Annotated in this window: 29 protein-coding genes; 14 read left to right on the top strand and 15 right to left on the bottom strand. The window is 68.6% G+C overall.

What is annotated here, in order from left to right:
- The first annotated feature begins 2 nt into the window (after positions 1 to 2).
- The 3 genes from Ahu01nite_RS03185 to Ahu01nite_RS03195 are packed head-to-tail and all read left to right on the top strand — an operon-like array spanning position 3 to position 1798.
- Complete coding sequence (locus Ahu01nite_RS03185; RefSeq protein WP_239158581.1) at positions 3 to 509, top strand: NUDIX domain-containing protein; 507 nt, start codon at positions 3 to 5, stop codon at positions 507 to 509.
- Positions 506 to 1456 carry a sugar phosphate nucleotidyltransferase gene (locus Ahu01nite_RS03190; protein ID WP_203834832.1) on the top strand — a complete coding sequence of 317 codons (951 nt, stop codon included), beginning with the start codon at positions 506 to 508 and terminating at the stop codon, positions 1454 to 1456. Before Ahu01nite_RS03185 ends, Ahu01nite_RS03190 begins: the two co-directional genes overlap by 4 nt.
- Before the next feature lie 54 nt (positions 1457 to 1510).
- A complete protein-coding gene (locus Ahu01nite_RS03195; protein ID WP_203834833.1) occupies positions 1511 to 1798 on the top strand; it encodes an Lrp/AsnC family transcriptional regulator in 288 nt (95 codons plus the stop codon).
- A gap of 290 nt (positions 1799 to 2088) precedes the next feature.
- Here Ahu01nite_RS03195 and Ahu01nite_RS03200 read toward each other — a convergent pair whose 3' ends face one another.
- From Ahu01nite_RS03200 to ctaE, 5 genes are all read right to left on the bottom strand, one after another.
- Positions 2089 to 2523 (bottom strand): hypothetical protein, encoded by a 435-nt coding sequence (locus Ahu01nite_RS03200; RefSeq protein ID WP_203834834.1) that lies wholly within the window; start codon positions 2521 to 2523, stop codon positions 2089 to 2091.
- Between the two features lie 93 nt (positions 2524 to 2616).
- Positions 2617 to 4236, bottom strand: coding sequence for a cytochrome bc1 complex cytochrome b subunit (qcrB, locus tag Ahu01nite_RS03205; RefSeq protein ID WP_203834835.1), 1620 nt, complete (start codon positions 4234 to 4236; stop codon positions 2617 to 2619).
- Positions 4233 to 5336 carry a cytochrome bc1 complex Rieske iron-sulfur subunit gene (qcrA, locus tag Ahu01nite_RS03210; protein WP_203834836.1) on the bottom strand — a complete coding sequence of 368 codons (1104 nt, stop codon included), beginning with the start codon at positions 5334 to 5336 and terminating at the stop codon, positions 4233 to 4235. Before qcrA ends, qcrB begins: the two co-directional genes overlap by 4 nt.
- Entirely contained in the window at positions 5333 to 6181 is an 849-nt protein-coding gene (qcrC, locus tag Ahu01nite_RS03215) for a cytochrome bc1 complex diheme cytochrome c subunit (protein ID WP_203834837.1), read from the bottom strand. The genes qcrA and qcrC overlap by 4 nt, the downstream gene beginning before the upstream one ends.
- A gap of 51 nt (positions 6182 to 6232) precedes the next feature.
- Positions 6233 to 6832 carry an aa3-type cytochrome oxidase subunit III gene (ctaE, locus tag Ahu01nite_RS03220; protein WP_203834838.1) on the bottom strand — a complete coding sequence of 200 codons (600 nt, stop codon included), beginning with the start codon at positions 6830 to 6832 and terminating at the stop codon, positions 6233 to 6235.
- Positions 6833 to 6941: 109 nt separating this feature from the next.
- Here ctaE and Ahu01nite_RS03225 point away from each other — a divergent pair, with 109 nt between their 5' ends.
- The 3 genes from Ahu01nite_RS03225 to trpD all read left to right on the top strand — a co-directional run bounded on the left by Ahu01nite_RS03225 (position 6942) and on the right by trpD (position 9624).
- On the top strand, positions 6942 to 7991 hold the full coding sequence (locus Ahu01nite_RS03225) for a cytochrome c oxidase assembly protein (protein ID WP_239158582.1): 1050 nt from the start codon (positions 6942 to 6944) through the stop codon (positions 7989 to 7991).
- Positions 7992 to 8044: 53 nt separating this feature from the next.
- Positions 8045 to 8491, top strand: coding sequence for a hypothetical protein (locus Ahu01nite_RS03230; protein WP_203834946.1), 447 nt, complete (start codon positions 8045 to 8047; stop codon positions 8489 to 8491).
- Between the two features lie 68 nt (positions 8492 to 8559).
- On the top strand, positions 8560 to 9624 hold the full coding sequence (gene trpD / locus Ahu01nite_RS03235) for an anthranilate phosphoribosyltransferase (RefSeq protein WP_203834839.1): 1065 nt from the start codon (positions 8560 to 8562) through the stop codon (positions 9622 to 9624).
- 1247 nt (positions 9625 to 10871) lie between these two features.
- On the opposite strand, the gene Ahu01nite_RS03240 is transcribed toward trpD, so the two are convergent.
- The gene (locus Ahu01nite_RS03240; protein WP_203834840.1) at positions 10872 to 11297 is read right to left on the bottom strand and encodes a cytochrome c oxidase subunit 4; all 426 of its coding nucleotides are present in this window, start codon (positions 11295 to 11297) and stop codon (positions 10872 to 10874) included.
- A 9-nt stretch (positions 11298 to 11306) separates the two neighbouring features.
- A complete protein-coding gene (ctaC, locus tag Ahu01nite_RS03245) occupies positions 11307 to 12239 on the bottom strand; it encodes an aa3-type cytochrome oxidase subunit II (RefSeq protein WP_203834841.1) in 933 nt (310 codons plus the stop codon).
- Positions 12240 to 12411: 172 nt separating this feature from the next.
- On the opposite strand from ctaC, the gene Ahu01nite_RS03250 reads away from it, so the two are divergent.
- Together Ahu01nite_RS03250 and Ahu01nite_RS03255 are read left to right on the top strand one after the other, a co-directional pair.
- A complete protein-coding gene (locus tag Ahu01nite_RS03250; protein WP_275411695.1) occupies positions 12412 to 13560 on the top strand; it encodes a cysteine desulfurase family protein in 1149 nt (382 codons plus the stop codon).
- On the top strand, positions 13557 to 13769 hold the full coding sequence (locus Ahu01nite_RS03255) for a sulfurtransferase TusA family protein (RefSeq protein WP_203834843.1): 213 nt from the start codon (positions 13557 to 13559) through the stop codon (positions 13767 to 13769). The genes Ahu01nite_RS03250 and Ahu01nite_RS03255 overlap by 4 nt, the downstream gene beginning before the upstream one ends.
- Here Ahu01nite_RS03255 and Ahu01nite_RS03260 read toward each other — a convergent pair.
- From Ahu01nite_RS03260 to Ahu01nite_RS03275, 4 genes are all read right to left on the bottom strand, one after another.
- Positions 13745 to 14221 carry a P-loop nucleotide/nucleoside kinase family protein gene (locus Ahu01nite_RS03260; RefSeq protein WP_203834844.1) on the bottom strand — a complete coding sequence of 159 codons (477 nt, stop codon included), beginning with the start codon at positions 14219 to 14221 and terminating at the stop codon, positions 13745 to 13747. The two genes, Ahu01nite_RS03255 and Ahu01nite_RS03260, sit on opposite strands and share 25 nt — an antisense overlap.
- Positions 14222 to 14235: 14 nt before the next feature.
- The gene (locus tag Ahu01nite_RS03265) at positions 14236 to 15216 is read right to left on the bottom strand and encodes a carbohydrate kinase family protein (protein WP_203834845.1); all 981 of its coding nucleotides are present in this window, start codon (positions 15214 to 15216) and stop codon (positions 14236 to 14238) included.
- 114 nt (positions 15217 to 15330) lie between these two features.
- Positions 15331 to 15705, bottom strand: coding sequence for an iron-sulfur cluster insertion protein ErpA (gene erpA / locus Ahu01nite_RS03270; protein WP_203834846.1), 375 nt, complete (start codon positions 15703 to 15705; stop codon positions 15331 to 15333).
- Between the two features lie 74 nt (positions 15706 to 15779).
- The gene (locus Ahu01nite_RS03275; RefSeq protein WP_203834847.1) at positions 15780 to 16916 is read right to left on the bottom strand and encodes a glycerate kinase family protein; all 1137 of its coding nucleotides are present in this window, start codon (positions 16914 to 16916) and stop codon (positions 15780 to 15782) included.
- A 27-nt stretch (positions 16917 to 16943) separates the two neighbouring features.
- Here Ahu01nite_RS03275 and Ahu01nite_RS03280 point away from each other — a divergent pair, with 27 nt between their 5' ends.
- The 4 genes from Ahu01nite_RS03280 to Ahu01nite_RS03295 all read left to right on the top strand — a co-directional run bounded on the left by Ahu01nite_RS03280 (position 16944) and on the right by Ahu01nite_RS03295 (position 20601).
- Positions 16944 to 17087 (top strand): hypothetical protein, encoded by a 144-nt coding sequence (locus tag Ahu01nite_RS03280; RefSeq protein ID WP_203834958.1) that lies wholly within the window; start codon positions 16944 to 16946, stop codon positions 17085 to 17087.
- Positions 17088 to 17137: 50 nt separating this feature from the next.
- Positions 17138 to 18307, top strand: a complete 1170-nt coding sequence (gene nadA, locus Ahu01nite_RS03285; protein ID WP_203834848.1) for a quinolinate synthase NadA — start codon at positions 17138 to 17140, stop codon at positions 18305 to 18307.
- Positions 18308 to 18523: 216 nt separating this feature from the next.
- Positions 18524 to 19879 carry a UDP-N-acetylglucosamine 1-carboxyvinyltransferase gene (gene murA, locus Ahu01nite_RS03290; protein ID WP_203834849.1) on the top strand — a complete coding sequence of 452 codons (1356 nt, stop codon included), beginning with the start codon at positions 18524 to 18526 and terminating at the stop codon, positions 19877 to 19879.
- 89 nt (positions 19880 to 19968) lie between these two features.
- Positions 19969 to 20601, top strand: coding sequence for a DUF3043 domain-containing protein (locus Ahu01nite_RS03295; RefSeq protein ID WP_203834850.1), 633 nt, complete (start codon positions 19969 to 19971; stop codon positions 20599 to 20601).
- 645 nt (positions 20602 to 21246) lie between these two features.
- Here Ahu01nite_RS03295 and trxA read toward each other — a convergent pair.
- From trxA to Ahu01nite_RS03315, 4 genes are all read right to left on the bottom strand, one after another.
- Positions 21247 to 21603 carry a thioredoxin gene (gene trxA, locus Ahu01nite_RS03300; protein ID WP_203834851.1) on the bottom strand — a complete coding sequence of 119 codons (357 nt, stop codon included), beginning with the start codon at positions 21601 to 21603 and terminating at the stop codon, positions 21247 to 21249.
- Positions 21585 to 21965: a MerR family transcriptional regulator gene (locus Ahu01nite_RS03305; protein WP_203834852.1), complete on the bottom strand. Its 381-nt coding sequence runs from the start codon at positions 21963 to 21965 to the stop codon at positions 21585 to 21587. The genes trxA and Ahu01nite_RS03305 overlap by 19 nt, the downstream gene beginning before the upstream one ends.
- A 68-nt stretch (positions 21966 to 22033) precedes the next feature.
- Positions 22034 to 22342 (bottom strand): AzlD domain-containing protein, encoded by a 309-nt coding sequence (locus Ahu01nite_RS03310; protein ID WP_203834853.1) that lies wholly within the window; start codon positions 22340 to 22342, stop codon positions 22034 to 22036.
- The gene (locus Ahu01nite_RS03315; protein WP_203834854.1) at positions 22342 to 23172 is read right to left on the bottom strand and encodes an AzlC family ABC transporter permease; all 831 of its coding nucleotides are present in this window, start codon (positions 23170 to 23172) and stop codon (positions 22342 to 22344) included. Before Ahu01nite_RS03315 ends, Ahu01nite_RS03310 begins: the two co-directional genes overlap by 1 nt.
- 66 nt (positions 23173 to 23238) lie before the next feature.
- Here Ahu01nite_RS03315 and Ahu01nite_RS03320 point away from each other — a divergent pair, with 66 nt between their 5' ends.
- Positions 23239 to 23796 carry a helix-turn-helix domain-containing protein gene (locus tag Ahu01nite_RS03320; protein WP_203834855.1) on the top strand — a complete coding sequence of 186 codons (558 nt, stop codon included), beginning with the start codon at positions 23239 to 23241 and terminating at the stop codon, positions 23794 to 23796.
- 181 nt (positions 23797 to 23977) lie between these two features.
- Positions 23978 to 24703, top strand: a complete 726-nt coding sequence (locus tag Ahu01nite_RS03325) for a YdcF family protein (protein WP_203834856.1) — start codon at positions 23978 to 23980, stop codon at positions 24701 to 24703.
- Positions 24704 to 24706: the final 3 nt, after the last annotated feature.

Below are 24706 nucleotides of genomic sequence, written 5' to 3' on the forward strand. Positions count from 1 at the left end.
GCGTGAAAATTCCTCGGCGGATCCGCGGTGCCGCGTACAAGGCTTTCTACCGGATGCCGCACGCGATGCGCCGCCGCGCCGTCCGTCTCATCGTCCCCAAATATCTCGTCGGGGCGGTCTGCATCATCAGCGACGCCGAAGCCGAGGACCCCGGCAGACTCCTCCTGCTGCGCCAGCCCGGCCGCCCCGGCTGGGGCCTCCCCGCGGGCCTGCTGAAGAAAGCCGAGCCCCCGCACGTCGGCGCCGCCCGCGAGCTCCACGAGGAATCCGGCGTCCGCCTCGACCCCGACGACCTCGTCCCCGCGGTCCCCAACGCGATCGTCCACACCAAGGGCTGGGTCGACATGATGTTCATGGGCAAGGTCCCCGCCTCCACCACGGAGCTGATCGTCGACGGCGGCGAAGTCCTCGAAGCAGCCTGGTTCCCCTACGACGACCTCCCCCTGCTCTCGGTGAACACCGCCCGCGTCCTCGCCGTCTACGGCATCGGCCCCCAAGCAACCCGATGACCGGGATCTGCGCCCTCATCCTCGCCGCGGGCGAAGGCCAGCGCCTGCGCCCGTTGACAACCCGGCTCCCCAAGGCCCTGTGCCCGGTGGGAAACATCGCCCTGCTCGACCGCGCCCTCCAGCGCGTCTCCGCCCTGGGCTTCCGCGATCCGTCCACGGTGGCCGTCAACGCCGCCTACCTCGCCGACCAGATCGTGTCCCACGTAGGAACCCGAGCCCACCTCTCCGTCGAACCCGACGGCCCCCTCGGCACCTCCGGCGGCGTCGCCAACCTGCGCGACTGGATCAACGGCCGCGGCGTCCTCGTCGGCAACGCGGACGCCTACCTCGCCGACCCCGACCGTGAGCCCGGCAAGGACATCGCCGCCCTCCTCGACGGCTGGGACGGCACGACGGTCCGCATGCTCACCACCACCCCGGCTCCCACCCGGCGCGGCGAATTCAGCGACGTCTGCTTCGCCGGCTTCTCCCTGCTCCCCTGGCACTACGTCAAGGACCTGAAGCCCACCTTCTCCGACCTGGTCAAGACCGTCTGGCGCCCCGCCGAGACCGCAGGAGCCCTGACCCTCATCCCGTACGCCGGCGCCTACATCGACACCGGCACTCCCCGTGACTACCTCGCCGCCAACCTCCACGCCGCGGCCTCTCCAGCCCCCGGCTCTCTGACCAACGCAGGCTCTCTGACCAACGCAGGCTCTCCGGCCAGCGCAAGCTCTCCGGCCAGCGCAAGCTCTCTGACCGACGCAGGCTCTCCGGCCGGCGCTGGGTCTCTGGTCGGCGTGGGGGCGACCGTCACGGGCAGCGTTGCCGAGTCGGTGATCGGCGCGGGCGCAACGGTGGCCGGGGACGTGACACGCTGCGTGATCTGGCCCGGCGCAACCGTGACGGCGGGCGAAACCCTGACCGGCGTCATCCGCGCGGGCAAAGACCTGACGGTTGCCGCCTGACCCGAACCACCCCCTGATTAGCATGAACCGCGACGCCGACCAGAGGAGCCCCGAGTGAACACCGCAATCGTGCACATCGACTGCGCCACCGACTCGATCCCGGAGGTAGCGGAAGCCCTCGCAGCCCTCCCCGGCGTCAGCGAGGTCTACTCCGTAGCGGGCAACGTCGACCTCATCGCCATCATCCGGGTCCCCCACTTCGACGACATCGCCGAAGTCATCGCCGGCCGCATCTCCAAAACCCCCGGCGTCCTCAACACCGAATCCCACATCGCCTTCCGCGCCTACTCCCGCCACGACCTCGAAGACGCCTTCGCCATCGGCCTCCCCGACGCCGACTGACGCCCCCGGCCCCACCCCTGGACGACTTCGAGGGAGTGTGGTGCTCCGCGCCCTCCCAGACCGGTGGGTCGGGCAGGTCCTCGTGGTGGGCGCAGGGCCCGCGCCATCTCGGCCGCACCACGGCAGGCCGATCCGGAACCAAGCGCGGCCCGTTTCAGTCCAGGCTGACCCACTTCAGCCTGGCCCTGGACCGCTCAAGCCCGGCTCATCGGGTTGAAACGCGAGCGAGTCATGCCGGCCATCGCAGGCCCGGATGGCTGAAACCCTTGACCGAAACCCTTGGCCGCCGGTCAGCCATGCCGCTCGCCCGTTGCGGTGATCGGCTGCCGGGAGCGTCCGCGGCCGGCCCACCCGGCCAGCCACCCGGTCAGATAGCCGAGCAGCCCCGCCGGACTACCGCCCATCAGGAGCAGCACCGGCCAGGACGACGACCCCGGCGCGACCACCCGCCGCCGCGCACCGTCGGCCACGCCGAGCAGCGCCATCACGGCAGCGCTGGCCAGGGCGATCAGCACCACGATCCGCTCTCCCGTGGCGATGGTCGCGGAGTAGGCGTCGCAGGTGATCTCTTCTTCGGGTGTCTGGACGTCGTAGCAGGTCCCGTATCGGAAGAAGCGCTGGACGAGCACGAACAGGACCGAGCCGATGCCGGCGGCGGACAGCACCATTCCCAGCGCAGCCCATCTCGGGATCGTCGTGTCTCGCGCTCCCCCGGGTGTCTGCACGGCTGCGACCGTACTACCCGGTCACCAGCGGGAAGGCCATCAGCGCACGAAAAAGGGAGCCCCGGGCGGGGCTCCCTTTTACCTGATTCTGGATCAGCGGCCGGAGGTGATTTCCTCGCGGGCGCTGGGGCCGGTCACCGACGGGACGGCTGGGGAGACCGGGGCCTCCGGCAGGGTCTCGACGGGGAAGAAGAAGCCCTTGATGGCCGGGGCGAGAGCGCCGACCCGGTTCATCTTCTTCGGGACAACCCAGCCGATGTAGTCGAGCGGGATGGGGTGGCCGTGGTCGTCGACCGGGCCGAGGGGCTGGTGGACCTCTTCGAAGCGGCCGTCCGGGTTGCGCCGGATGATGCCCGTCTCGACGCCGTGGGCCAGGACCTCGCGGTCGTGCTGCTGCAGGCCGAGGCAGACGCGGACCGAGATGTAGTAGGCCAGCGGCGGGAGGACCAGCAGACCGATGCGGCCCGCCCAGGTCATCGCGTTGAGGCTGATGTGGAACTTGTCGGCGATCACGTCGTTGGCACCGGACAGCGTCGCGATGGTGAAGAACGTGAAGGCCATGGCGCCGACACCCGTACGCTCAGGCGCGTCTCGCGGGCGCTGGAGCAGGTGATGGGAGCCCTTGTCCTTGGTGCGCCGGGCTTCGATCGTCGGGTAGAGCATCGGCAGCGTGAACAGCGCGCCGAGGCCGACCACAGCGGGCCAGAACAGCGGCGGCAGCACGTAGCCGTCACCGATCGGGAAGTCGATCTGCCAGGCCGGCATGAGGCGGACAAGGCCGTCCATGAACATGACGTACCAGTCGGGCTGGCTCGCGGAGGAGACCGCCGAGGCGAGGTACGGGCCGAAGAGCCAGATCGGGTTGATCTGGAACAGGCCGGCGAGCAGCGCGATCGTGCCGAAGACGGCCATGAAGAAGCCGCCCTGCTTGAGCGCGTACCGCGGGAACATGCGCTCGCCCACGACGTTGTCGTTGGTCCGCAGCGGGCCGGGCCACTGGGTGTGCTTCTGCGCGAAGACCAGGCCGAGGTGGACGCTGATCAGGGCGAGCAGGCCACCGGGGATGAGCAGCACGTGCGCGATGTAGAAGCGCCCGATGATGAACTCGCCCGGGTACTCGCCGCCGAAGACCGCCGCGGACATCCAGGTGCCGATGACCGGGATGGAGAGCATGATCGCCGAGGCGATCCGCAGGCCCGTGCCGGAGAGGCCGTCGTCGGGGAGCGAGTAGCCGGTGAAGCCGGCGAAGAACCCGAGCAGGAACAGGATGATGCCGATGGTCCAGTTGGCCTCACGCGGCTTGCGGAACGCTCCGGTGAAGAAGATCCGCGCCATGTGGATGACGATCGAGGCCATGAACAGCAGCGCTGCCCAGTGGTGCATCTGGCGCATGAACAGACCACCGCGCACCTCGAACGAGATGTGCAGGGAGGATGCGTACGCCGCCGACATGTCCACGCCGCGCAGGGCGGTGTAGGGGCCGTCGTAGGTGACTTCCTTCATCGACGGGTCGAAGAACAGCGTCAGGAAGACGCCGCTCAGCAGCAGCACGACGAAGGAGAAGAGCGCGATCTCACCGAGCAGGAACGACCAGTGATCAGGGAAAACCTTGTTCAGCAGGCCGCGCAGCGGAGTGGCGACCTTGTAACGGTCGTCCACACCCTTACCGACGTTAGCGGGGACCTGTGCGAGGTCCAGCCTTCGACGTTTCATGGCCGCTCCCAGAAGTCGGGTCCGATTACCTCGGGATAGTCAGACGCTGCCACGAAGAAGCCCTCTTCGTCCACCTCGAGGGGCAGCAGGGGCAGGCGGCGGCTGGCCGGTCCGAAGATCGGGCGCGCGTTATCGGTGATCAGGAACTGCGACTGGTGGCACGGGCAGAGCAGCCGGTTGGTCTGCTGCTCGTACAGGCTGGCCGGGCAGCCGGCGTGCGTGCAGATCTTCGAGTACGCCACGTAGTTGCCCCACATGCCGCCCTTGTTGATCTTGTCCGCCTCGGTCGCCTCGCGGGCGTCCTGGGCGTCCTGGGCACGCAGGTGCACCAGCAGCGTGGGCGAGTCGGCGTACTTGTTGGTCGCACCGCCGGGGATGCCGGGGAAGACGGTGATCTGACCGCCGACACTGACATCGTCGGGCCGCACCGGGCTGCCGTCCTCACGGGTGAGGCGGACCAGCTGGCCGTTGTTGGGCACCGGGTCGAAGCCGGTGTGGTACATGAACGGCTCGGAGTCCTTGTGCGGGTTCTCGATCAGGCCACCGAGCAGCGGCGCGGCCGCGGCCACCCCGAGCGGAGCCAGGCCGAGTGCGATCGCACCCTTCAGCAGCGGCCGGCGCTGCACGCCGAGCTCGTCCACCAGGTAGGCCATCGTCTGGCCGGTGATGAGCCGGTCCTCGTCGCTGGACGGCTTGTTGTGCCGGTCCTGGATCGAGACCTCGTGCGGCAGCAGCTTCTTGGCCCAGGCCAGGATCGCGATGCCGAGCGCGAAGAGCGAGATGCCGAGCGAGATGCCCAGGATCGGCGTGTAGTAGTCGCTCATCGTGTGGCCGAGCTCGAACTCCCACGGCCAGACGATGAAGAACACCACGAACGCCGCAGCGGCGAGACCCGAGATCATGAACAGCAGGGCGATGTTGCGGACGACCCGCTTCTCGGCCTTGGAGTTCGTGCCCTGGAACTGCGACTCGTACGTGACGATCTCGATGTCGTCACGCCGCGCGCCCTCGCGGACGATGTCGAAGCGGGAGAGCTTGGGGTCGTTCACGTCGACCGGCTTGGTGCCGGCCCCGTGCGCCCCGTCCTGCGTAACGGTCATGACTTCCCCGCAATCCACAGCGACGTGAACACCAGGATGGTGATGCCGACCACGAAGATCGCGAGACCCTCGGTCGCCGGACCGTAGCCACCCAGGTTGAAGATACCGCCCGGGTCCTTGTCGTTCTGGATCTGAGTGTTGATGTACGTGATGATCTCGGTCTTCTGCTCCGGCGTCAGCTCGTTGTCGCCGAACACCGGCATGTTCTGCGGGCCGGTGAGCATGGCGCCGTAGATCTGCGAAGGCGTCGCGTCGTGCAGGCTCGGCGCGAACTTTCCGGAGGAGAGCGCGCCACCGGCGCCGACGTTGCCGTGGCACTGGGCGCAGTTGAGCCGGAAGAGCTCACCACCCTTGGCCAGCGCCTCCGGGTTGGTCTTCACGTTGTCCGTGAGGTCACCGGCCGGGATCTGCGGGCCGCCGCCGAGCTCCTGGATGTACTGACCCAGCTGCTTGGTCTGCGTCTCGTCGAAGACCGGGCGCTTCTGCTCGGCCTGGGCTTCCTGGCGCGTCATGGGCATGCGGCCCGTGCCGACCTGGAACTCGACCGAGGCGGAGCCGACGCCGATCAGGCTCGGTCCGCGTCCCTCGACACCCTCAGCGTTGAGGCCGTGGCAGGTGACGCAGCTGTTGTTGAAGAGTGCCTGGCCCTCCTGGGCCGCCGTGGACAACTGTGTGTCGTCCTCGGCGAACGCACCCGGGGCGAAGGCGGTGTAGATGCCGCCGGCGAGGGCGAGCGCGGCGAGCATGCGGGCCGCGGCGCCGAGGCGCCTGCGCGCCCGGCTCGGCGCGGACCGCCGCCGGTTGAACACCCGGAAGCGCCGTCCGGCGGGGGTGTCAGAAGTCATTGGCTGTGTCCCTCTGGGTCTTGACCTTGATACTCACGGACGACGGCGGATCTACTGAAGCCAATAGATCATGGCGAACAGCGCGATCCACACCACATCGACGAAGTGCCAGTAGTACGACACGACGATCGCCGACGTGGCCTGAGCCGGCGTGAACCGGCCCATGGTCGTGCGGATCATGTAGACGATGAAGGCGATGAGACCACCCGTGACGTGAAGGCCGTGGAAGCCCGTCGTCAGGTAGAACATCGAGCCGTAGCCGTCGCCGTTGAGCTTGATGCCGTCATGGACGAGGTTGCGGTACTCGTTCGCCTGGCCGAGCACGAAGATCAGGCCCATGACGAAGGTGATCGTGAACCAGCGCCGCAGCGCGTGCACGTCACCCTTCTCCGCGGCGAACACGCCGAGCTGGCAGGTCACCGACGAGAGCACGAGGATCACCGTGAAGGTCGTCGCGTAGGGGACGTTGAGCTCTTTGGTGTGCTCTTCCCACATGCTGTAGTCCGCCGCGCGGATCGCGAAGTACATGGCGAACAAAGCCGCGAAGAACATGAGCTCACTGGAGAGCCACACGATGGTTCCCACGCTGACCATGTTGGGTCTGGTCAGCGAGTGGATCCGGCTCTTGTCGATGGCTGGGGCCGCTGTCACCGGCTCATTATTGCCCCGCGATCACCTCAACGTGTGGCGGGGGGTCGAATCCGGTACGTGTCGGGTCCCGGTAGAACGCGCAAGCAGCTCATAGGCCTAGCCTCGGGGGGTGCAACACGTCGAAACGGCCACCCTCGTCCTGGTGGCGGAGGATACTGTCCCGCCGCCGTTCAGCCCGGCCGAGATCTTCACGCAGATCCACCTGACCAGCCTGATTGCCCTGTTCCTGCTGGTCGCGGCGGCTCTTTACCTGTACGGCGTGCACCGCCTCAAGCAGCGCGGTGACCACTGGCCGCGGGGCCGGACTGTGGCGTTCGTCGCCGGCGGCCTCGGTTCGATCGCCGCGGTGACTGTGACCGGCATCGAGACGTACGACACCACGCTGCTCAGCGTGCACATGGTCCAGCACATGGTGCTGTCCATGGTGGGCCCGATCTTCCTGGCTCTCGGCGCCCCGGTGACCCTGGCACTGCGGACGCTGCCGAAGCAGAGCCGCAAGGTGGTGCTCGCGATCGTGCACAGCGGCCCCGCCCGGGTGCTGACGTTCCCGCTGGTCGCGTTTGGCATCTTCATCGCGAACCCGTTCGTCCTCTACTTCACGGGCCTCTACCGGCAGACGCTCGAGCACGCGTGGCTGCACGAGTTCATCCACATCCACTTCATCGTCACCGGGTGCCTGTTCTTCTGGCCGCTACTGGGGCTCGACCCGTTGCCGAACAGGTGGCCGTACCCCGCTCGTGCCCTGCTCATGGTCCTGTCGGTGCCGTTCCACACGGTCCTGGGCCTGACGATCATGCAGAGCAAGACCCTGCTCGGCGGCGACTGGTACCCGAACCTGCACCTGAGCTGGGTCACCCCGGAATCCGACCAGGTCACGGCGGGCGGCATCCTCTGGGCCGGAGGCGAACTGGTCAGCGTCACCATGCTCGGCATCCTGGTGCTGCAGTGGATCCGCCAGTCGGAACGCGAGGCCAAACGGATCGACCGCGCCCTGGACCGTCAGGAGGCGGAGGAGGCCGCGGCGGCCGCCGCGGCGTCGGCACCCCCGCCCGGGGACACGGCCGGCAGTGACGCCGGTAACAATGGTGACGCCGAGGACGCGGCGACCAAGATCACAACGGAGGTCGCGTCGGCACGACCGCGGACCGACGCCGAATGACCGGTTCGGTAGCATCAGCGGGCACCTACGAGCTGGGAAAGCCGGGGCAGATCATGAGCGACAGCACCAAGCCCGAGCCGGACACCTACACGGTCCTGCTCTACAGCGACGACGTCGCGGTCCGCGACAAGATCAGGCTCGCGATCGGCGTACGCCCCGCGGCCGACCTGAAGGTCGAGTTCACCGACGCCTCCACCTGGGAGGAGTGCCGTCGCCTGCTCGACGACTACGAGATCGACCTGATGGTCCTCGACGGCGAGGCATCCCCGGCCGGCGGCCTGGGCATCGCCCGCCAGACCAAGGATGAGTACGCCGACCCGCCACCCACCTGCGTCGTGATCGCCCGCGCGGCGGACCGCTGGCTGGCCGCATTCGCCCAGGTCGACGAGACGCTGATCTACCCCCTCGACCCGGTGACCACGGGCCAGACGATCGCCGGCATGCTCCGCGCCCGCCGCGGCGGCGCCGTCGCACTGGGCACCATGGGCACCCTGGGCTGATGATCCCCCCGGGCCGGCCTCAGCGGGGCCGGCCCACCTCATCCCGGCAAGCGACAACGGAGGCCCCCATGGGCGCACGCACCTGGCCCAAACTGCTCAGCGCCCTGCTACGCACGGAGGAGCTCTCGGCGCAGGACACGGGCTGGGCGATGGGCGAGATCATGGCGGGCAACGCCACCCCCGTACAGGTAGCCGGTTTCGCCGTCGCCCTGCGCGCCAAGGGTGAGACACCCGGGGAGCTCTCCGGCCTGGTCGAGGCCATGCTCGCCAACGCGACCGTCGTCGACCTGCCCGAGCAGATCCGCGCGGACGCCGTCGACGTCGTGGGCACCGGCGGCGACCAGGCCCACACCGTGAACATCTCCACGATGGCCGCGATCGTCACGGCGGCAGCCGGCGTCAAGGTCGTCAAGCACGGCAACCGGGCGGCATCGTCCGCGTGCGGCACCGCTGACCTGCTCGAACACTTCGGCATCCCGCTCGACCTGGGCCCCGGCGGCGTGGCCGCCACGGTCGCCGAAGCGGGCATCGCGTTCTGCTTCGCGGCCCGCTACCACCCCGGCATGCGGCACGCGGCGATCACCCGCCGCGAGCTCGGCCACCCCACGTTCTTCAACTTTCTCGGCCCCCTCACCAACCCGGCCCGCCCCCGCAACGCCGCGGTCGGCTGCTTCGACCTGCGCATGGCCCCGGTCATGGCCGAGGTCTTCGCCCGCCGAGGCGACTCCGCCCTGGTCATGCGGGGCGAGGACGGCCTCGACGAGTTCACCACCGCCGCACCCACCCGCGTCTGGCTCGTAAAAAACGGCACGGTGACCGAGTCCGTGGTGGACGCGGTGGACCTGGGCCTGCCCCGCAGCGCCCCCGGCGACCTCCGCGGCGGCGACGCCCCCTTCAACGCCGCAGCCGCCCTCGACATGTTCGCCGGCGCCAAAGGCCCGATCCGCGACGCGGTCCTGCTCAACGCCGCCGCAGCCTTCGCCGCCCACGCGGGCTTCCCCGGCACCTTCGCCGACACCATGCGCGCCGGCATCACCCGCGCCGCCGAAACAGTGGACTCAGGAGCAGCAACAACCCTCCTCAACCGCTGGGTCGAAGCCGCCAGGACCGCCAAGGCCGCCGAACTCCCCTGACCCCCGGCCCCACCCGAGGCCAACCCGGAAAGCCGGCACAACACGCCGACGCACCTCCAACGCTCCTCGCGTCCGTCATGACAACGTTTGAATGACATTCGGGTAATTCCACCTTCCGACGAAGAGGAGCCACCCGTGAAGGAACGCGATTTGCGCTGCGTCCTCTGCGATACGGAACTGCCGTTCTTGACTCCTCCTTGCGAGGATGGGCATGAGGACGAGTGCCCCGAGTTGTTGTGTACTCGGTGTGGTGCAGCGGAGATTCTCGCGCCGTTGGAGATTCGGGTTTGGCTTCGGCCTGGTGGGGGGCGGGTTGCTCCTCTGCAGCGGCGGGCTGCTTGATTGTCGCGGTTGACGGGTGGAGGCCTGGGTGTCTAAGACAGGCTTTAAGGGCTTTTTTATGCCTGTCTTAGACACCCAGGCCTCCACCCTTGCATTGACCTCAGCTACCGCCAGGAGATGATCACCCACCGCTGGCTGCATGGCCGGGCCAGTCGCCCACCTCTAGGCAACGGGTCTGGCTGCCGCGCTGTGCTCACCCCAACCGATCAACTCCCGCAGGCCGGCCCAGGCGGTCGGTCCCGCGACGCACCGCGCCGCCCACTCACGGACTAACCACGGCCCACCAGCATGTGAGCCCCCGCCACCCCCCAGCCCACCACCACGAGGCCACCACCAGCGAACCCGCCACACCCCAGCCCAGCACCACCGAGGCCGCCACCAGCCAACTCGCCGTACCCCAGCCCAGCACCACCGAGGCCGCCACGAGCGAACCCGCTGGTCCCAGCCCAGCACCACCGAGGCCGCCCAGCGAACCCGCCGCTGACCCAGCAAGAACACCAGCCACGGGGTTTCCAGGGACGGCGATGGTCTTGGTATGGCGAGTGCGCTGAAGGCTGCAACCGCCCGCGAAAGCGGCGAGGTACGTCGCGAGACCACCCGCGAAGGCCGGCCTGCGCGAGTTACGGCCCGAGAGTGAGCACAGCGCGGCAGCCAGACCCCTAAGCGCAAAGTGAACGCCTTGCCTACCCATGCAGACAGCGGCGGGCAACCCATCTCATAGCCGCAGCATGTCCCCATGCAAGGTTGGGGCGGGGGTGTTCTAAGACAGGCATAAAAACGCCCTTAAAGCCTGTCTTAGAACACCCCCGCCCCAACCGTCCCACGGTGACAATCCCACTGAGCCCAATGAGAAAGACCCGCCCCCAACCGAAGCAAGGAACGGGTCTATCACAAGGCAAAGAGGATCAGTGCTCGACGGGATGCCGGCTTCCCGAGTAGTACTCGAACAGCAACCCACACGCGGCGAAAACAACCATCAACATCCCGAGGGCGATCAACCACCACATCCAGAACACCAGCCCCAGACCGGCGATGGCCGCGGAGAGCGCAAGACCGAACGGCCAGTAGCTACCCGGGCTGAAGAAGCCGAGTTCCCCCGCCCCTTCGGCGATTTCGCCGTCGTCGCGGTCTTCGGGGCGCAGGTCGATGCGGCGGGCGACGAACCAGAAGAAGCCGCCGCACATGGAGCAGAGCAGGCCGGAGAGGATCAGGGCGACGAGGCCGATCCATTCGATCTGGCCCTGGGCGCCGTGGGTGTAGAAGCCGTAGACGGCCGCCGCGCCGAAGAGGAAGACGGCGACGCCTACGAAGATCTTGTATTCGGTCTTCAACGCGTACTCCTACTTACCCGAGGCCGTGGCACCGGACTGGTTCCACGAGTCGTCGTGGCGGCGGCTGTCGTACGGCTTCGTGGTGATGGCGTAGGACTGGTCGCCGGTGAAGCCGATGGTCGCCATCGCCTGGTGCGTGTCCTGGCCGTCTTCCTTGGCCTTGAGGAACTGGTCGAACTTCTCCGGCGAGACCACGACGAGCTCGAACTGCATGAACGCGTGGTAGGTGCCGCAGAGCTCGGCGCACCGGCCGACGTAGCGGCCTTCCTTGTCGAGGGTGACCTCGAAGGTGTTGCGCACGCTGCCCGGGAAGACGTCCCGCTTGAACAGCATCTCCGGCACCCAGAACGAGTGGATGACGTCCTTGCTGGTCTCTTCGAACCGGATGGTGCGCCCGGTCGGGAGGACGAGGATCGGGATGTCCGAGGTGGTGCCGAGCGTGGAGGCGACCGTGTTGGCGTCTTCTCCGACGCCGTCGCGGTAGTTGAACTGCCAGTTCCACTTGAACGCGACAACCTCGACCGTCTGGTCGGGTTTCGCCGAGAGCTTGTCCACATCGGTCTGGACGATCGCCGTGTAGTAGAAGAGCACCGCGACGATCAGGACCGGGGTGACCGTGTAGAGGACCTCCATCGGCATGTTGAACCGGGTCTGCACGGGCAGCTTGTCGCCACGCTTGCGGTACCGGATGATGCACCAGAAGATCAGGCCCCACACGAAGACGCCGACGACGAGGGCCGCGATGACCGCGGCGATCCACATGTCGTACATCTTGTGGGCCTGCAGGCTGATGCCGTGCTTGGGCCAGCCGAAGCCGCCCATGGCGTCGCCGATCCCGTCCGCGGAACAACCGGACAGCAGGGCCAGCAGTATGGCACCGCCGACACCGAGCCCGGCGAGCCGAACGACGCGCGGCCGTGCGACCGAACTCCTTGAGACCACCTGCTCATGCCTCCCTTGAGCACCGCCCGGTGCGAAGAAACCGGACACCGAACGGCAAGGTGTCACCGACTGTCGCACAGTACTCGACCTGCCGATGCCGCCCGATTGCCGGGGGTCGGATCTTCCCAGCGGTCGTGCTTACCCCGATCCTGTGGACGATACCGTTCCGAGGGTGGAATACAGGGCGGAACAAGCCGGTGCGCCCGCGTACCTGGACGCGGCGAGCGCCGCACCGATGCATCCTGTGGGACGGCAGGCCTTGCTGGCGGCGCTGGAGGACGGCTGGGCGGACCCGGATCGGCTCTATGCCGCGGGCCGGCGGGCGCAGCAGCTGAGGGAGGCGGCTACGGCCACGGTCGCTCAGTGCATAGGGGTACGCCCGGACGAGGTCACCTTCCTCCCCTCGGGCACCACCGCCGCCCATGCCGCCGTCCTGGGCGGACTGGCGGGTCGCGCCCGAGCAGGCAAAACGTTCGTCCACTCGGCGATCGAGCACTCCGCGGTGCTGCACGCCGCCGCCCGGCACGGGGAGGCCCGTGAGGTGGGTGTGGACCGGCTCGGACGCCTCGATCTGCGTGCCTGGGACGAAGCGGTGAGCACACCGGGCACGGCTTTGGCGGCGTTGATCAGCGCGAGCCACGAGGTAGGCACGGTGCAGCCGGTAGAGGAAGCAGCGGCCGTGTGCGCGGAGCACGGCGTGCCGCTGTATGTGGACGCTGCACAGTCCCTCGGGCACTCCCCTGTCCCGTCGGGCTGGTCGCTGCTGACCGCGAGCGCGCGCAAGTGGGGCGGTCCGGCGGGCGTCGGGCTGCTCGTCGTACGCAAAGGTGTGCGCTGGCTCTCTCCGTACCCCGGTGATGATCTTCACAGACCGCACGCGGAAGGGTCTGTCAATCTCCCGGAGATCGTCGCGGCAGCGGCGAGTTTGCGAGCCGTGCTGGCAGAGGAGCAGGCGGAGGCGGCGCGGTTGAGCCCCCTCGTCGAGAAGATCAGAAAAACGGTGGCGGAGACCGTGCCCGACGTGGAGATCGTCGGGGATCCGGACGCACGGCTGCCGCACCTGGTGACGTTCTCGTGCCTCTATGTGGACGGCGAGGCGCTGCTGCACGCCCTCGACCGGCACGGCTTCGCGGTCTCGTCGGGCTCGTCGTGCACGGCGTCGACGCTGCGGCCGAGTCACGTGCTGGAGGCGATGGGCGTGCTCAGCCACGGCAACGTACGCGTGTCCCTGCACCGGGGCACGACCGCGGCCGACGTGGACCGCTTCCTCGCGGTGCTCCCAGGGCTGGTCGAAGCGATCCGGAAGGAGGCGGGAATGTGATCGAGGTGGATTCGCGGGGCCGCCGCTGTCCCCTGCCGATCATCGACCTGGCCAGGGCGATGCCCGGCGTAAAGGTCGGCGAGGTGGTCAGGGTGCTGGCCGACGACCCGGCCGCGGCCAACGACATCCCGGCGTGGTGCCGGATGAAGGGCCAGGAATACCTCGGCTCCCCGGAGGCGGACGCCTACGAGGTGCGGAAGGTCAAATAGTTGAGCACCGGTTTGACCGGCTCCTTGGCGAGGAAGGTGTCGACCACCAGGCGCGGGCCGACGTAGGGCTCGTACTCGGCGCTGACCTTCAGCACGTCCGCCCAGGATCGCGCCCGCCGCCGGTGCTCGTCGTCGTCACCGCAGAAGACCTCGACTACGCGCAGCGGCACGTCGAGGCGGTCGGCGAGGTCGACCCAGAGCTGCCGGGCGCCCTTGACCGGGTTCACCGCGTCGATGATCACGTGATGGCCCAGCAGCAGCTGGGTCTCCGCCAGCGCCGCCACCACCCCGTAAGCGGCGTAGCCGGGACGCGGCTCGGTCACGTCGTAGACCCGCAGGGCGACGTCGACCGTGTCGACCGCGAGAACCGTGGCGGGCATGGCCGCCCCCACCTGCTGCGCGAGCGTGCTCTTTCCCACGCCCGGAAGTCCGGCGAAGACGGCCAGCACCATGGTTCTCGTACTCCTCAGGCCTGGATCAGATGCGGCTGGATCTCCGCGGCGGCCTCGTCACCGTACGAGTCGGCGAGCCGCTTGAGGAACTGGTCCGTGGCGATGGCATATTCCTGGCCGCCGTCGGACTCGAGCACGTTCGCGGCGACGAGCGAGCCCACCTGCGCGGCACGCTCGAGCCCTGCGCCCCAGCTCAGCGCCGCGAAGAAGCCCGCCCGGAAGCCGTCGCCGACACCGGTCGGGTCCTGCGGGACCACGTCACGGGCGACCGGGACGTGGATGCGCTCGATGCCACGGCCCGTGATCTCGGCACCGCCGGCGCCCAGCGTGGTGACCCGGATCTCGACGTGCTCGAGGACCTGGTCGCCGCTGAGGCCGGTCTTGGTCTCGAGCAGCGAGCGCTCGTACTCGTTGGTGAACAGGAACTTGGCGCCCTCGATCAGCGGCAGCACGTCCTTGCCGTCCATCCAGGCGAGCTGCTGCGACGGGTCCGCTGCGAACGCGTACCCACGGTCGCGGCATTCCTGGGAGTGCCGCAGCATGCCGGCCGGGTCGTTGGCACCGATCACGACGAGGTCGAGACCGCCGGCCCGGGTGGCGACCGGGGCGAGCTCGATGTTGCGGGCCTCGGTCATCGCGCCGGCGTAGAACGAGGCGATCTGGTTGAGCTCCGCGTCGGTGGTGCACACGAAGCGCGCCGTGTGGGCGACCTCGCTGACGTGCACCGAGTCGCAGTCGACGCCATGGCGTTCGAGCCAGGAGCGGTAGTCGGCGAAGTCCGCGCCGACGGCGCCGACGAGGATCGGGGTCAGGCCCAGCTGTCCCATGCCGAACGCGATGTTCGCCGCCACGCCGCCGCGCCGCACGACCAGGTCGTCGACGAGGAAGGAGAGCGAGACCTTGTGCAGCTGATCGGCGATGAGCTGCTCCGAGAACTTGCCCGGGAAGTGCATCAGGTGGTCGGTGGCGATCGAGCCGGTTACGGCGATCTTCATGTCGGCCCTCGGGGATCGGGTGCGATTACCCCCGGAGCCTACCGGTCGGCGCACGAGGGCCGCTCGACCCGGCTTGCGGATGAGCGGCCCTCGTGGTGAACAACGCTGGTGGATTTAGTGGAACGAGTCACCACAGGCACAGGAATTCTGCGCGTTGGGGTTGTCGATCGTGAAGCCCTGCGCGTCGATCCGGTCCGCGAAGTCGATCGTGGCACCCGCCAGGTACGGCGAGCTCATCCGGTCGACGACGACCTCGACACCGTCGAAGTCGCTGACGACGTCCCCATCGAGCGAACGCTCGTCGAAGAAGAGCTGGTAGCGCAGGCCGGAGCAGCCACCGGGCTGCACGGCGATACGCAGGCGCAGGTCGTCGCGCCCTTCCTGCTCGATCAGGCCCTTGACCTTGACAGCCGCGACGTCGGTCAAAATGACGCCGGTCGGCGCGGCCGTGGTGGCCTCGGTCGACTCGGTGTGCGCTTCAGTTGTCACGTGCGGTTCTCCCTGCCGGTCCGGTGATGTGCCGTACCGGCCAACGCTAGCTCTCTTGGGGTTTATTCCCCAAGTCACCGGGACCATTGTGTGGCCAGGCGAGATGCGATTTCTCGCAGGCCGCGGGCCGGCTCGGCGAACGCCAGGTCAGATGACCCGAAGTGCTCGACCAAAGCGTACGTCTCGGTCACGCCGGCAGACGCAGCCTCGCGATGCCCGGTCTCGTTACGCCCTGCGACCACAACACAGGGCAGTCCACGGTCACGAGCGGAATTAGCGATACCCGCAGTTACCTTCCCGCGCAACGACTGGTGATCGAAGGACCCCTCCCCCGTGATCACCAGGTCCGCCCGGTCCAGCTCGGCGTCCAGCCCGATCATGCGGGTGACCAGGCCGATCCCGGAAACAACCCGTCCACCGAGGGCGAGCAGCGCGGCCCCGATCCCACCGGCCGCACCCGCGCCCGGCATGAGAGCCAGCCCCTCAACCCCGAATTCTTTTTCGAGTACGCCCGAGAAGTGCTCGAGCGCAGCGTCCAACCGCATGACATCGTCACGCGAGGCACCCTTCTGCGGCCCGAACACGTTGCTGGCCCCGTGCAGCCCGAGCAGCGGATTGTCAACATCCGTGGCGGCCACGAGGCTCACCTGACGCAGCCGCGGCTTGCCTTCGAGCCGTTCCGCCGTGCCGAGCACCACACCGCCGTACGGGAGCGCGTACCCGCCGATGTCGACCGGCCCGGCACCCAGCGCGGCCAGCATCCCCGCGCCGGCGTCGTTGACCGCGGAGCCGCCGAGTCCGACAACGACCTCGGTCGCACCCGCCTCAACGGCCGCGGCGAGCAGGAGGCCCAGCCCGTACGACGTCGTGATCCTGGGGTCGCGCTCGTCCTCGGTCAGAAGATGCAGGCCGCAGGCCTGGGCGCTCTCCACGTAGGCGGTGGCACCGACGAGCAGCACCTCGCCGGTCACCGGGCGCCCGAGCGGGTCGACGGTGGTGACGGGGATCCGCTGCCCGCCCAGCGCGGTGCCGAGCACCTCGATGAAGCCCGGCCCGCCGTCGGAGAGCGGGCGCTGCACGCACTCGTCGGCGGGCGCGGTCCCGTGCCAGCCCTCGGCGACGGCGGCGGCCACCTCGGCAGCGCTCAGCGTCCCGGCGAACTTGTCAGGGCAGATGAGTATTCGCACGAGCACAGAAGGTACAGGTTTCATTCAGCTCCGTCTGGCAACGTTGTGTGCATGGCCACTCTCATGCAGCGACTCCAGACCTTCCTCCGCAGCCCCAAGGGTCAGAAGCTCGTCCAGCAGGGCCGGCAGCAGCTCGCGAAGCCCGAAAACCAGGCCCGGATCCGACAGATCATGACAAAGGCCCGTAAGCGCTGAGGGCTTCGACACACCTCAACGTCTGGCAACCCTGTGGAAACATAGGCACCGTGACGTCGACTTGGACTGAACCCGCGAACACCCCTCTCGCGCTGCTGCTGCTCGGCCAGGGCACCGACCCGGCCAGTGAGCGCGGCGTCGACTGCCCCGGCGACCTGCCCGCGCCGAGCGATCCGGATCTGGTCGCCCGCGCGACCGCTGCCAAGGCGGCGCTCGGCGACCGGGTCTTCGTGCTGGGCCACCACTACCAGCGTGACGAGGTCATCCAGTTCGCCGACGTCACCGGCGACTCCTTCAAACTGGCCCGCGAGGCCGCCGCCCGCCCCGACGCGGAGTTCATCGTCTTCTGCGGCGTGCACTTCATGGCCGAGAGCGCCGACATCCTGACCACCTCGGCGCAGAAGGTCGTCCTGCCCGACCTCGCGGCCGGCTGCTCGATGGCCGACATGGCCGTGCTGGGCCAGGTCGAGACGGCGTGGGACCAGTTCACCGATCTCGGCATCGAGGGCGACATCGTCCCCGTGACCTACATGAACAGCTCGGCCGACATCAAGGGCTTCGTCGGGCGCAACGGCGGCGTGGTCTGCACCTCGTCGAACGCCAAGCGGGCCCTCGACTGGGCCTTCGAGCAGGGCCAGAAGGTGTTCTTCCTGCCCGACCAGCACCTCGGCCGCAACACCGCGGTGCTGGAGATGGGCCTCACGCTCGACGACTGCGTGCTCTACGACCCGCACAAGCCGAACGGCGGTCTCACCGCGGAGCAGCTCCGCGACGCCAAGATGATCCTCTGGCGCGGGCACTGCTCGGTCCACGGCCGCTTCACCGTCGAGAGCGTCCGCGAGGTCCGCGAGCGGGTCCCCGGCGTCAATGTGATCGTGCACCCCGAGTGCCGGCACGAGGTCGTGCGCGCCGCCGACCAGGTCGGCTCGACGGAATACATCATCAAGGCCCTGGAGGCGGCCCCGGCCGGCTCCGCGTGGGCGGTCGGCACCGAGCTCAACCTCGTGCGCCGGATGGCCCTGGAGCACCCCGACAAGCGGATCATGTTCCTGGACCGCGCGGTCTGCTACTGCTCGACGATGAACCGCATCGATCTCCCCCACCTCGTGTGGGCGCTGGAGGAATTGGTCGCGGGTCGCGTGCCCAACCAGATCACCGTCGACCCGGACACCGCGAAGTACGCGCGAGTGGCGCTCGACCAGATGCTCGCACTGCCGTAAATCGTCACCCTGCGTAGCTGCTGATGAGCCCAAAGAAAGCGATCACCTTTTTCTCGGCTTAATCATCAGCTATTCGTGCCCGGATGGGCGATCTGGACGTTTCTGTAACAGTCACTCAGGGCTATGCTGCCCGGGCGGCTGCCGCGGAACCCCCTTCCCTGCGGCGGCACCCTATTCGCTTCGGGCGCGTCGCTGCGCCTGTCTCTGGAGGTTGCGTTGACCGACGACGTCCTGGCCGTGCACGGCGGTACGCCGCTGCAGGGACAGATCCGGGTCCGTGGCGCCAAGAATCTCGTCTCGAAGGCGATGGTGGCCGCCCTGCTGGGCGAGACACCGAGCACGCTGTACGACGTGCCCCGCATCCGCGACGTGGAGGTGGTCCGCGGCCTGCTCGGGCTGCACGGCGTCAAGGTGAGCGACGGCGTCGACGACGGCGAGCTGGTGATGGACCCCACCAACGTCGAGAGCGCCAGCACCGACGAGATCAACGTGCACGCCGGCTCGTCGCGGATCCCGATCCTGTTCTGCGGGCCGCTGCTGCACCGCCTCGGCCACGCGTTCATCCCCGACCTCGGCGGCTGCCACATCGGCCCGCGCCCGATCGACTTCCACATGCAGGCACTGCGGGAGTTCGGCGCGGTCGTCGACAAGACCCCCGAGGGCATGCACCTGACCGCCCCCAACGGGCTGCACGGCACGAAGCTGGAGCTGCCCTACCCGAGCGTCGGCGCCACCGAGCAGGTCCTGCTCACGGCCGTCCGCGCCGAGGGCGTCACCGAGCTGCGCAACGCCGCGATCGAGCCGGAGATCATGGACCTCATCTGCGTGCTGCAGAAGATGGGCGCCATCATCACCGTGCACACCGACCGGGTCATCGAGATCCAGGGCGTCAAGAAGCTGCACGGCTACAAGCACAAGCCGATCCCGGACCGCATCGAGGCCGCCAGCTGGGCCGCGGCCGCGCTGGCCACCCGGGGCGAGATCGAGGTCCTCGGCGCGCAGCAGGCCGACATGATGACGTTCCTCAACGTCTTCACCAACATCGGCGGCGAGTTCGAGATCACCGACGCCCGGGTCACCCGCCCCGGCGTCACCGGCGTCGAGGGCGGCATCAAGTTCTGGCACCCCGGCGGCGAGCTCAACGCCGTGGCGCTCGAGACCGACGTCCACCCCGGCTTCATGACCGACTGGCAGCAGCCGCTCGTCGTCGCGCTGACCCAGGCCCGCGGTCTGTCGATCATGCACGAGACCGTCTACGAGCAGCGTCTGGGCTACACCGAGGCGCTCAACCAGATGGGCGCGACCATCCAGGTCTACCGCGACTGCCTCGGCGGCACCCCCTGCCGCTTCGGCCGCCGCAACTTCAAGCACTCGGCGGTCATCGCCGGCCCGAGCAAGCTGCACGCGGCCGACCTGGTCATCCCCGACCTGCGCGCGGGCTTCAGCCACCTGATCGCGGCACTCGCGGCCGAGGGCACCTCCCGCGTCTACGGCGTCGACCTGATCAACCGCGGCTACGAGGATTTCGAGAACAAACTCTCGGCCCTCGGCGCCCACGTCGAATACGTCTGATAGACCGTTCGGTCACAACCGCGCCGCTGATCCTCCGGGATCGGCGGCGCGGTTTCAGGTTTGTCGCACCCTTTGGCTACGCTGCTGGGGTGTCTTCGCTGTTTCGCCGCAAGTCCTCCGACCTCGTCGCCGACGCCACCGCCACGGTGAGCGATTCCGCGACGGCCACCGAGCCGCGCCCGAAGGGCTACACGCCCTCCAAGAAAGAGCTCGGCGTCGAGACGCCGAAGCGGCAGACCACCCAGCGACGGCAGACCACCGCCGCAGCCCCGGCCAACCGCCGCGAGGCCTACAAGCAGATGCGCGACCGCCAGCGAGTCGAGCGCGCCGAGGCCCAGGCCGGCATGAAAGCGGGCGACGAGCGCTACCTCCTGGCCCGCGACCGAGGCCCCGAGCGAGCCCTCGTCCGCAACATCGTCGACTCCCGCCGCACCGCCGGCACCTGGTTCTTCGGCGGCGCCATCATCGTCTTCATCGGCTCGACGGGCGCCATGCCCGCCTTCATCAACCTCGCGGCCAACCTCCTCTGGGCGATCCTCGCGGTCATCGTCGTCATCGACAGCATCCTGATCAGCCGCAAGGTCAAAAAACTGGTCACCGAGCGAATCCCCAACACCACCCAGCGCCTCGGCTCGCTCTACCTCTACGGCATCATGCGAGCCCTCACCTTCCGCCGCATGCGCGTCCCGAAGCCCGCCGTCGAGCTGGGCGCAAAAATCTGAGTCCCACCTCACGCAAGCGGCGCCTTCCGCACGAACCACAAGATCAAGAACTTGATGTCGTAGCTCGGCGGGTGGTGCAGACCGCAACTCCCGTCGAGGCCGGGCCCGGCCGGCCAGGCGCCTGGCGGCGCCAGAACAGCCACCCGGACCCTTCACCTGCGTAAATAGTCACCTTTAAAGAGTCCGCCCCCGAGCGTCCGGTCACCCACCCGACCGCGACTTCCGCTGACCGGTCTCAGGAACCCGCCCCCCGGCCGGGCCGGTCGCCCACTGGACCGCGACTTCCGCTCATCCGGTCTACAGGAACCCGCCCTCAGCCGGCCGGTCGCCCGCTGGACCGCGGCCTTCGCCCGCCGCCGGGACTACAGGAACCCGCCTCTGGGCGGCCGACCACTACTTGAGCGCGAGTTTCGCTTGCGCGGCCTCAAGAACCCGCGCCTAAGCGGCCGATCACCCACTCGACCGCGACTTGCGCGGCCCCAAAACTCCGCGCCCCAGGCAGCCGGCCACCCACCCGAACGCGATCTCCGCTGACCGCCTCAGGAACCCGCCCCCGGCCGGCCGGTCACCCACTGAGCGCGCCTTCTGCCCGCTCGGTTTTAAGGCTCTGAGCGATCAGTTACCTACTCAACCGCGACCCCGATCTCAGCGGTTGGCGTAAGCCTCGACTGGCTCAATCGCGTTGTTCAGGGCGGTGCGGAGGACGTTTTTGGGGCGTAGGCCGACCAGGGTGGCCGTGACGATGCCGGCGCGGAAGAAGAGCAGGGTCGGCATCGACATGACGCGGTATTGGCGGGTTGTTTCGGGGTTCTCGTCGGAGTCGAGTTTGGCGATCAGCGCGCGGCCCTCGAACTCCGGCGCGAGCTCGGCGAGCGACACCGCCAGCGGCCGGCACGGGCCGCACCACTTCGCCCAGAAGTCGACCAGCACCGGGAGCTGGGCCCCCAGCACCACGTCGGCGAAGGTCTCGTCGGTGACGGTGATCAGCGGATTCTCAGGCATCGGATCTCCCTTTCCTCGATCGCCTGGGCCAGCTGCCCACGCAACTGGTCCCGGACGGCACCCATCTGATCGAGCAGCCCCTCCACCTCGCGCAACCTCCGCCGCAGCACGGCAACGGAGTCCGGGCACACGTGCCCGGCGGAATTCCCCGCGCGCAGGCAGGCGACGAACGGCCGGATGTCGTCCACCCCGAACCCGGCCGCGAGCAGCGCCCGGATCTCGTGAACAACCCGCAGCTCGCCCTCGTCGTAGCGGCGGTAGCCGTTGGCGTCCCGGTCCGCTTCGACGAGGCCGTGCTCCTCGTAGTACCGCAGGGTCCGCGCACTGGTCCCGGCCCGCTCGGCAAGCTCCCCGATCAGCATGTTCACCAAGCTAGGCCTTCACGCCGACGTCAAGGCAAGCCCCCTGAGCCCCCGCTGTTCGATGCCGGCTATTCGATGCCGGCGAGGCGGAGCAGCGCCGCTGAGAGTGCCGCGGCCAGCACGACCACGACGAAGGGCGCGCGACGCCACGCGAGGACTGCTCCGATCGCGACTCCGGCCGGGCGGGCGTACCCGGCGAAGGCGGCCCCTTCCATCAGCGTGGCCGTCGCAGCGAGCGCTGCCAGCAGCGAAGCCGCCGCCATCGGCAGCAGCCGCTGCACCGGTTCGGACAGCTCGAGGCGCTCCCGCAGCAGCACCCCGCTCAGCCGCATCGCGTACGTCCCGACCGCGAGCACCACAATCGCCGCGATGATCATCACGCCTCCCCACCAAGCGAAACCGGAGCCGAGCCCGGAGCCGCAGCCGCAGCCGAGGCCGAGCTGGAAGCTGAGCCCGGAGCCGAGCCCGAAGCCAGGCCCGGATCCGCAGCTGGCGTCGCATCCGAGGCCGCGGCTGGAGCCGGCGTGCGCAGGCCGGAGCGGAAGCGGGGGACGAAGAGCACGAGCAACCCGAGCAGCGCGCACAGCACCGGCATGCCGGCGGGCAGGACCGGCGTCAGCAGAACCGCGAGGGCCGCCCCGGTGAGCGCGACCGCCCGGGTGGATCGGTCCCGTAGCGACGGCAGGATCAGCGCGATGAGCCCGGCGGGGAAGGCAGCGTCCAGGCCGAGCTGCGCCGGGTCGCCGGTGACGCCGCCGAGGAGTACGCCGAGTGCCGTGCCCGCGTTCCAGGAGGTGAAGAGCGTTATGCCGATCAGCCAGTAGGTGCGGCGACGGCGAACGGGGTCGGTTTCGCGCAGGGTGAAGGCGACCACCTCGTCGGTCATGAGGTGGCTGCCGATGAGGCGGTCGCGCAGGCGCGGGCCGATGGTGGCCGAGACCGCGAGGCCGAACGGGAGGTGGCGGGCGTTGAGCAGCAGGCCCGCGACGATCGCCGCGATCGGGTTGCCCGCGGCGAACAGGCCGACGGCGAGGAATTGGGCGCCGCCCGCGAAGACCAGGGTCGACATGGCGAAGGGGAGCCAGAGCGGGAGGGCGTACGCGATGGTGATGGCGCCGAATGATGCTCCCACCGCGATCATGGCAGCGGCGATGGCTGCCGCGTCGCGCAGGAGCGCGGCGTCCGGTGTTCGGTTTGGCGTACGCATGGTTCACAATATTGAACGCAGTAGCGCTCGTTCGTCAAACCGAACGAAACGATCGACGGAGTGAACATGTCGCAGCCCGCACCGCCGCTCGCCGCCATCGCCGCCGCCCTGCGCCAGGAACGCGAGCGGGCCGGGATCTCGCTCGCGGAGCTGGCCCGCCGCGCCGGGCTGGCGAAGTCGACGCTGTCCCAGCTGGAGAACGGCACCGGCAACCCCAGCATCGAAACGCTCTGGTCGCTCGGCGTCGCGCTCGGCATCCCGTTCAGCCGGCTGGTCGAGCCCCCCTCCCCCGCCGTACGCGTGGTCCGCGCCGCTGAGCAGACCCGCCTGCGCGCCGACCGGGCCGACTTCACCGCGAGCCTGCTGACCGCCGGCTCGATCCACGCACGCCGCGACCTCTACGTCATGGAACTGGAACCGGGCCAGCCCCGCGAGGCCGAGGCCCACATCCCGGGCAGCGTCGAGCACGTCGTTGTCGCCGCGGGCCGGCTCAAGGCGGGGCCGGCGGGCGACACCGTGGAGCTCGACCCCGGCGACTACGCCTCCTTCCCGGGCGACCTGCCCCACCACTACGAGGCCCTGACACCCGGGACGTGGGCGGTGCTCGTGATGGAGCACCGCTAGTGTCCGCCGCCTTTGATCGAGGGAGAGTTGCCGTCGCAGTTCGTGCCCTTCCAGGGGTACATAAGCTGGCGCCCATGAGACCAGCGGAAGCACACCGGTCACACGCCCATGGCATCCCTTCCTCATTGGCGTTGATCCGCGCCAGTGGTTTTCACTTCGTGTCCTGCACGGCTGTTCAGGAATGACGGAGGGCCGGGCCGCGGCAGAGACCTCAGCCAGTGAGACGGGAACGGCGCCCTCATCCTCGGTCATACCTGGCGGGCTCCGGCCGGATGTGGAAACCCTCTGGAACTACCACGACTTGCAGCATGAACTGCGCCCGTGTGACGTCGGGCTCGGTCTGGGCAGTCATGATCTCGGGGTTGCGGTCATCGCCGTGCAGTTGTTTCGTCAAGGCATGTTTCCGCGCATCGTCTTCTCGGGCGCCAACGCGCCGACGACCGTGGAGAGATTTCCCCGGGGCGAGGCCGTCCACTACGCCGAGTACGCAGCGGAGAACGAAGTTCCAGAGGGAGCTGTTCTGATCGAGCCCGCCGCGAAGAACACTTCGGAGAACATCACGCTGACTCGTGAGCTCTTACTCAAGAGTGGAATCGAGGTCAGGTCACTGATCCTCATGTCTCGGCCCTACCAGCAGCGTCGCGCCTACGCCACCTGCAGAAAGGTGTGGCCGGAAGTGGAGGTGCTGTGTGCCTCGCTGCCGGTTCCGCTCGACGAATACGTGGCGTCCATCGGCGACGTCAAGAAGGTCATCGACATGCTGGTCGGTGATACGCAACGGATCGAGGAGTATGCACGCGAGGGCTTCGCCATCCCGCAGAATGTACCGCCCGAAGTGAGAGCGGCCTTTCGGCGCCTGGTAGCGGCGGGTTACACGAGCAGGCTGATCCCAGGCGCCCCCGTCTGACCC

It is taken from the genome of Winogradskya humida, from assembly GCF_016862215.1.
Taxonomy (GTDB): Bacteria; Actinomycetota; Actinomycetes; order Mycobacteriales; family Micromonosporaceae; genus Actinoplanes; species Actinoplanes humidus.

What these genes read in the sequence shown, in the direction of transcription:
- Ahu01nite_RS03190 (WP_203834832.1), top strand. Translation starts at nt 506, where the DNA reads ATGACCGGGATCTGCGCCCTCATCCTCGCCGCGGGCGAAGGCCAGCGC.
- qcrB (WP_203834835.1), bottom strand. Translation starts at nt 4,236, where the DNA reads ATGAAACGTCGAAGGCTGGACCTCGCACAGGTCCCCGCTAACGTCGGT.
- qcrA (WP_203834836.1), bottom strand. Translation starts at nt 5,336, where the DNA reads ATGACCGTTACGCAGGACGGGGCGCACGGGGCCGGCACCAAGCCGGTC.
- qcrC (WP_203834837.1), bottom strand. Translation starts at nt 6,181, where the DNA reads ATGACTTCTGACACCCCCGCCGGACGGCGCTTCCGGGTGTTCAACCGG.
- Ahu01nite_RS03230 (WP_203834946.1), top strand. Translation starts at nt 8,045, where the DNA reads ATGAGCGACAGCACCAAGCCCGAGCCGGACACCTACACGGTCCTGCTC.
- trpD (WP_203834839.1), top strand. Translation starts at nt 8,560, where the DNA reads ATGGGCGCACGCACCTGGCCCAAACTGCTCAGCGCCCTGCTACGCACG.
- Ahu01nite_RS03260 (WP_203834844.1), bottom strand. Translation starts at nt 14,221, where the DNA reads ATGGTGCTGGCCGTCTTCGCCGGACTTCCGGGCGTGGGAAAGAGCACG.
- Ahu01nite_RS03265 (WP_203834845.1), bottom strand. Translation starts at nt 15,216, where the DNA reads ATGAAGATCGCCGTAACCGGCTCGATCGCCACCGACCACCTGATGCAC.
- Ahu01nite_RS03275 (WP_203834847.1), bottom strand. Translation starts at nt 16,916, where the DNA reads ATGAAACCTGTACCTTCTGTGCTCGTGCGAATACTCATCTGCCCTGAC.
- Ahu01nite_RS03280 (WP_203834958.1), top strand. Translation starts at nt 16,944, where the DNA reads ATGGCCACTCTCATGCAGCGACTCCAGACCTTCCTCCGCAGCCCCAAG.
- trxA (WP_203834851.1), bottom strand. Translation starts at nt 21,603, where the DNA reads ATGCCTGAGAATCCGCTGATCACCGTCACCGACGAGACCTTCGCCGAC.
- Ahu01nite_RS03305 (WP_203834852.1), bottom strand. Translation starts at nt 21,965, where the DNA reads ATGCTGATCGGGGAGCTTGCCGAGCGGGCCGGGACCAGTGCGCGGACC.
- Ahu01nite_RS03310 (WP_203834853.1), bottom strand. Translation starts at nt 22,342, where the DNA reads ATGATCATCGCGGCGATTGTGGTGCTCGCGGTCGGGACGTACGCGATG.
- Ahu01nite_RS03315 (WP_203834854.1), bottom strand. Translation starts at nt 23,172, where the DNA reads ATGCGTACGCCAAACCGAACACCGGACGCCGCGCTCCTGCGCGACGCG.
- Ahu01nite_RS03320 (WP_203834855.1), top strand. Translation starts at nt 23,239, where the DNA reads ATGTCGCAGCCCGCACCGCCGCTCGCCGCCATCGCCGCCGCCCTGCGC.
- Ahu01nite_RS03325 (WP_203834856.1), top strand. Translation starts at nt 23,978, where the DNA reads ATGACGGAGGGCCGGGCCGCGGCAGAGACCTCAGCCAGTGAGACGGGA.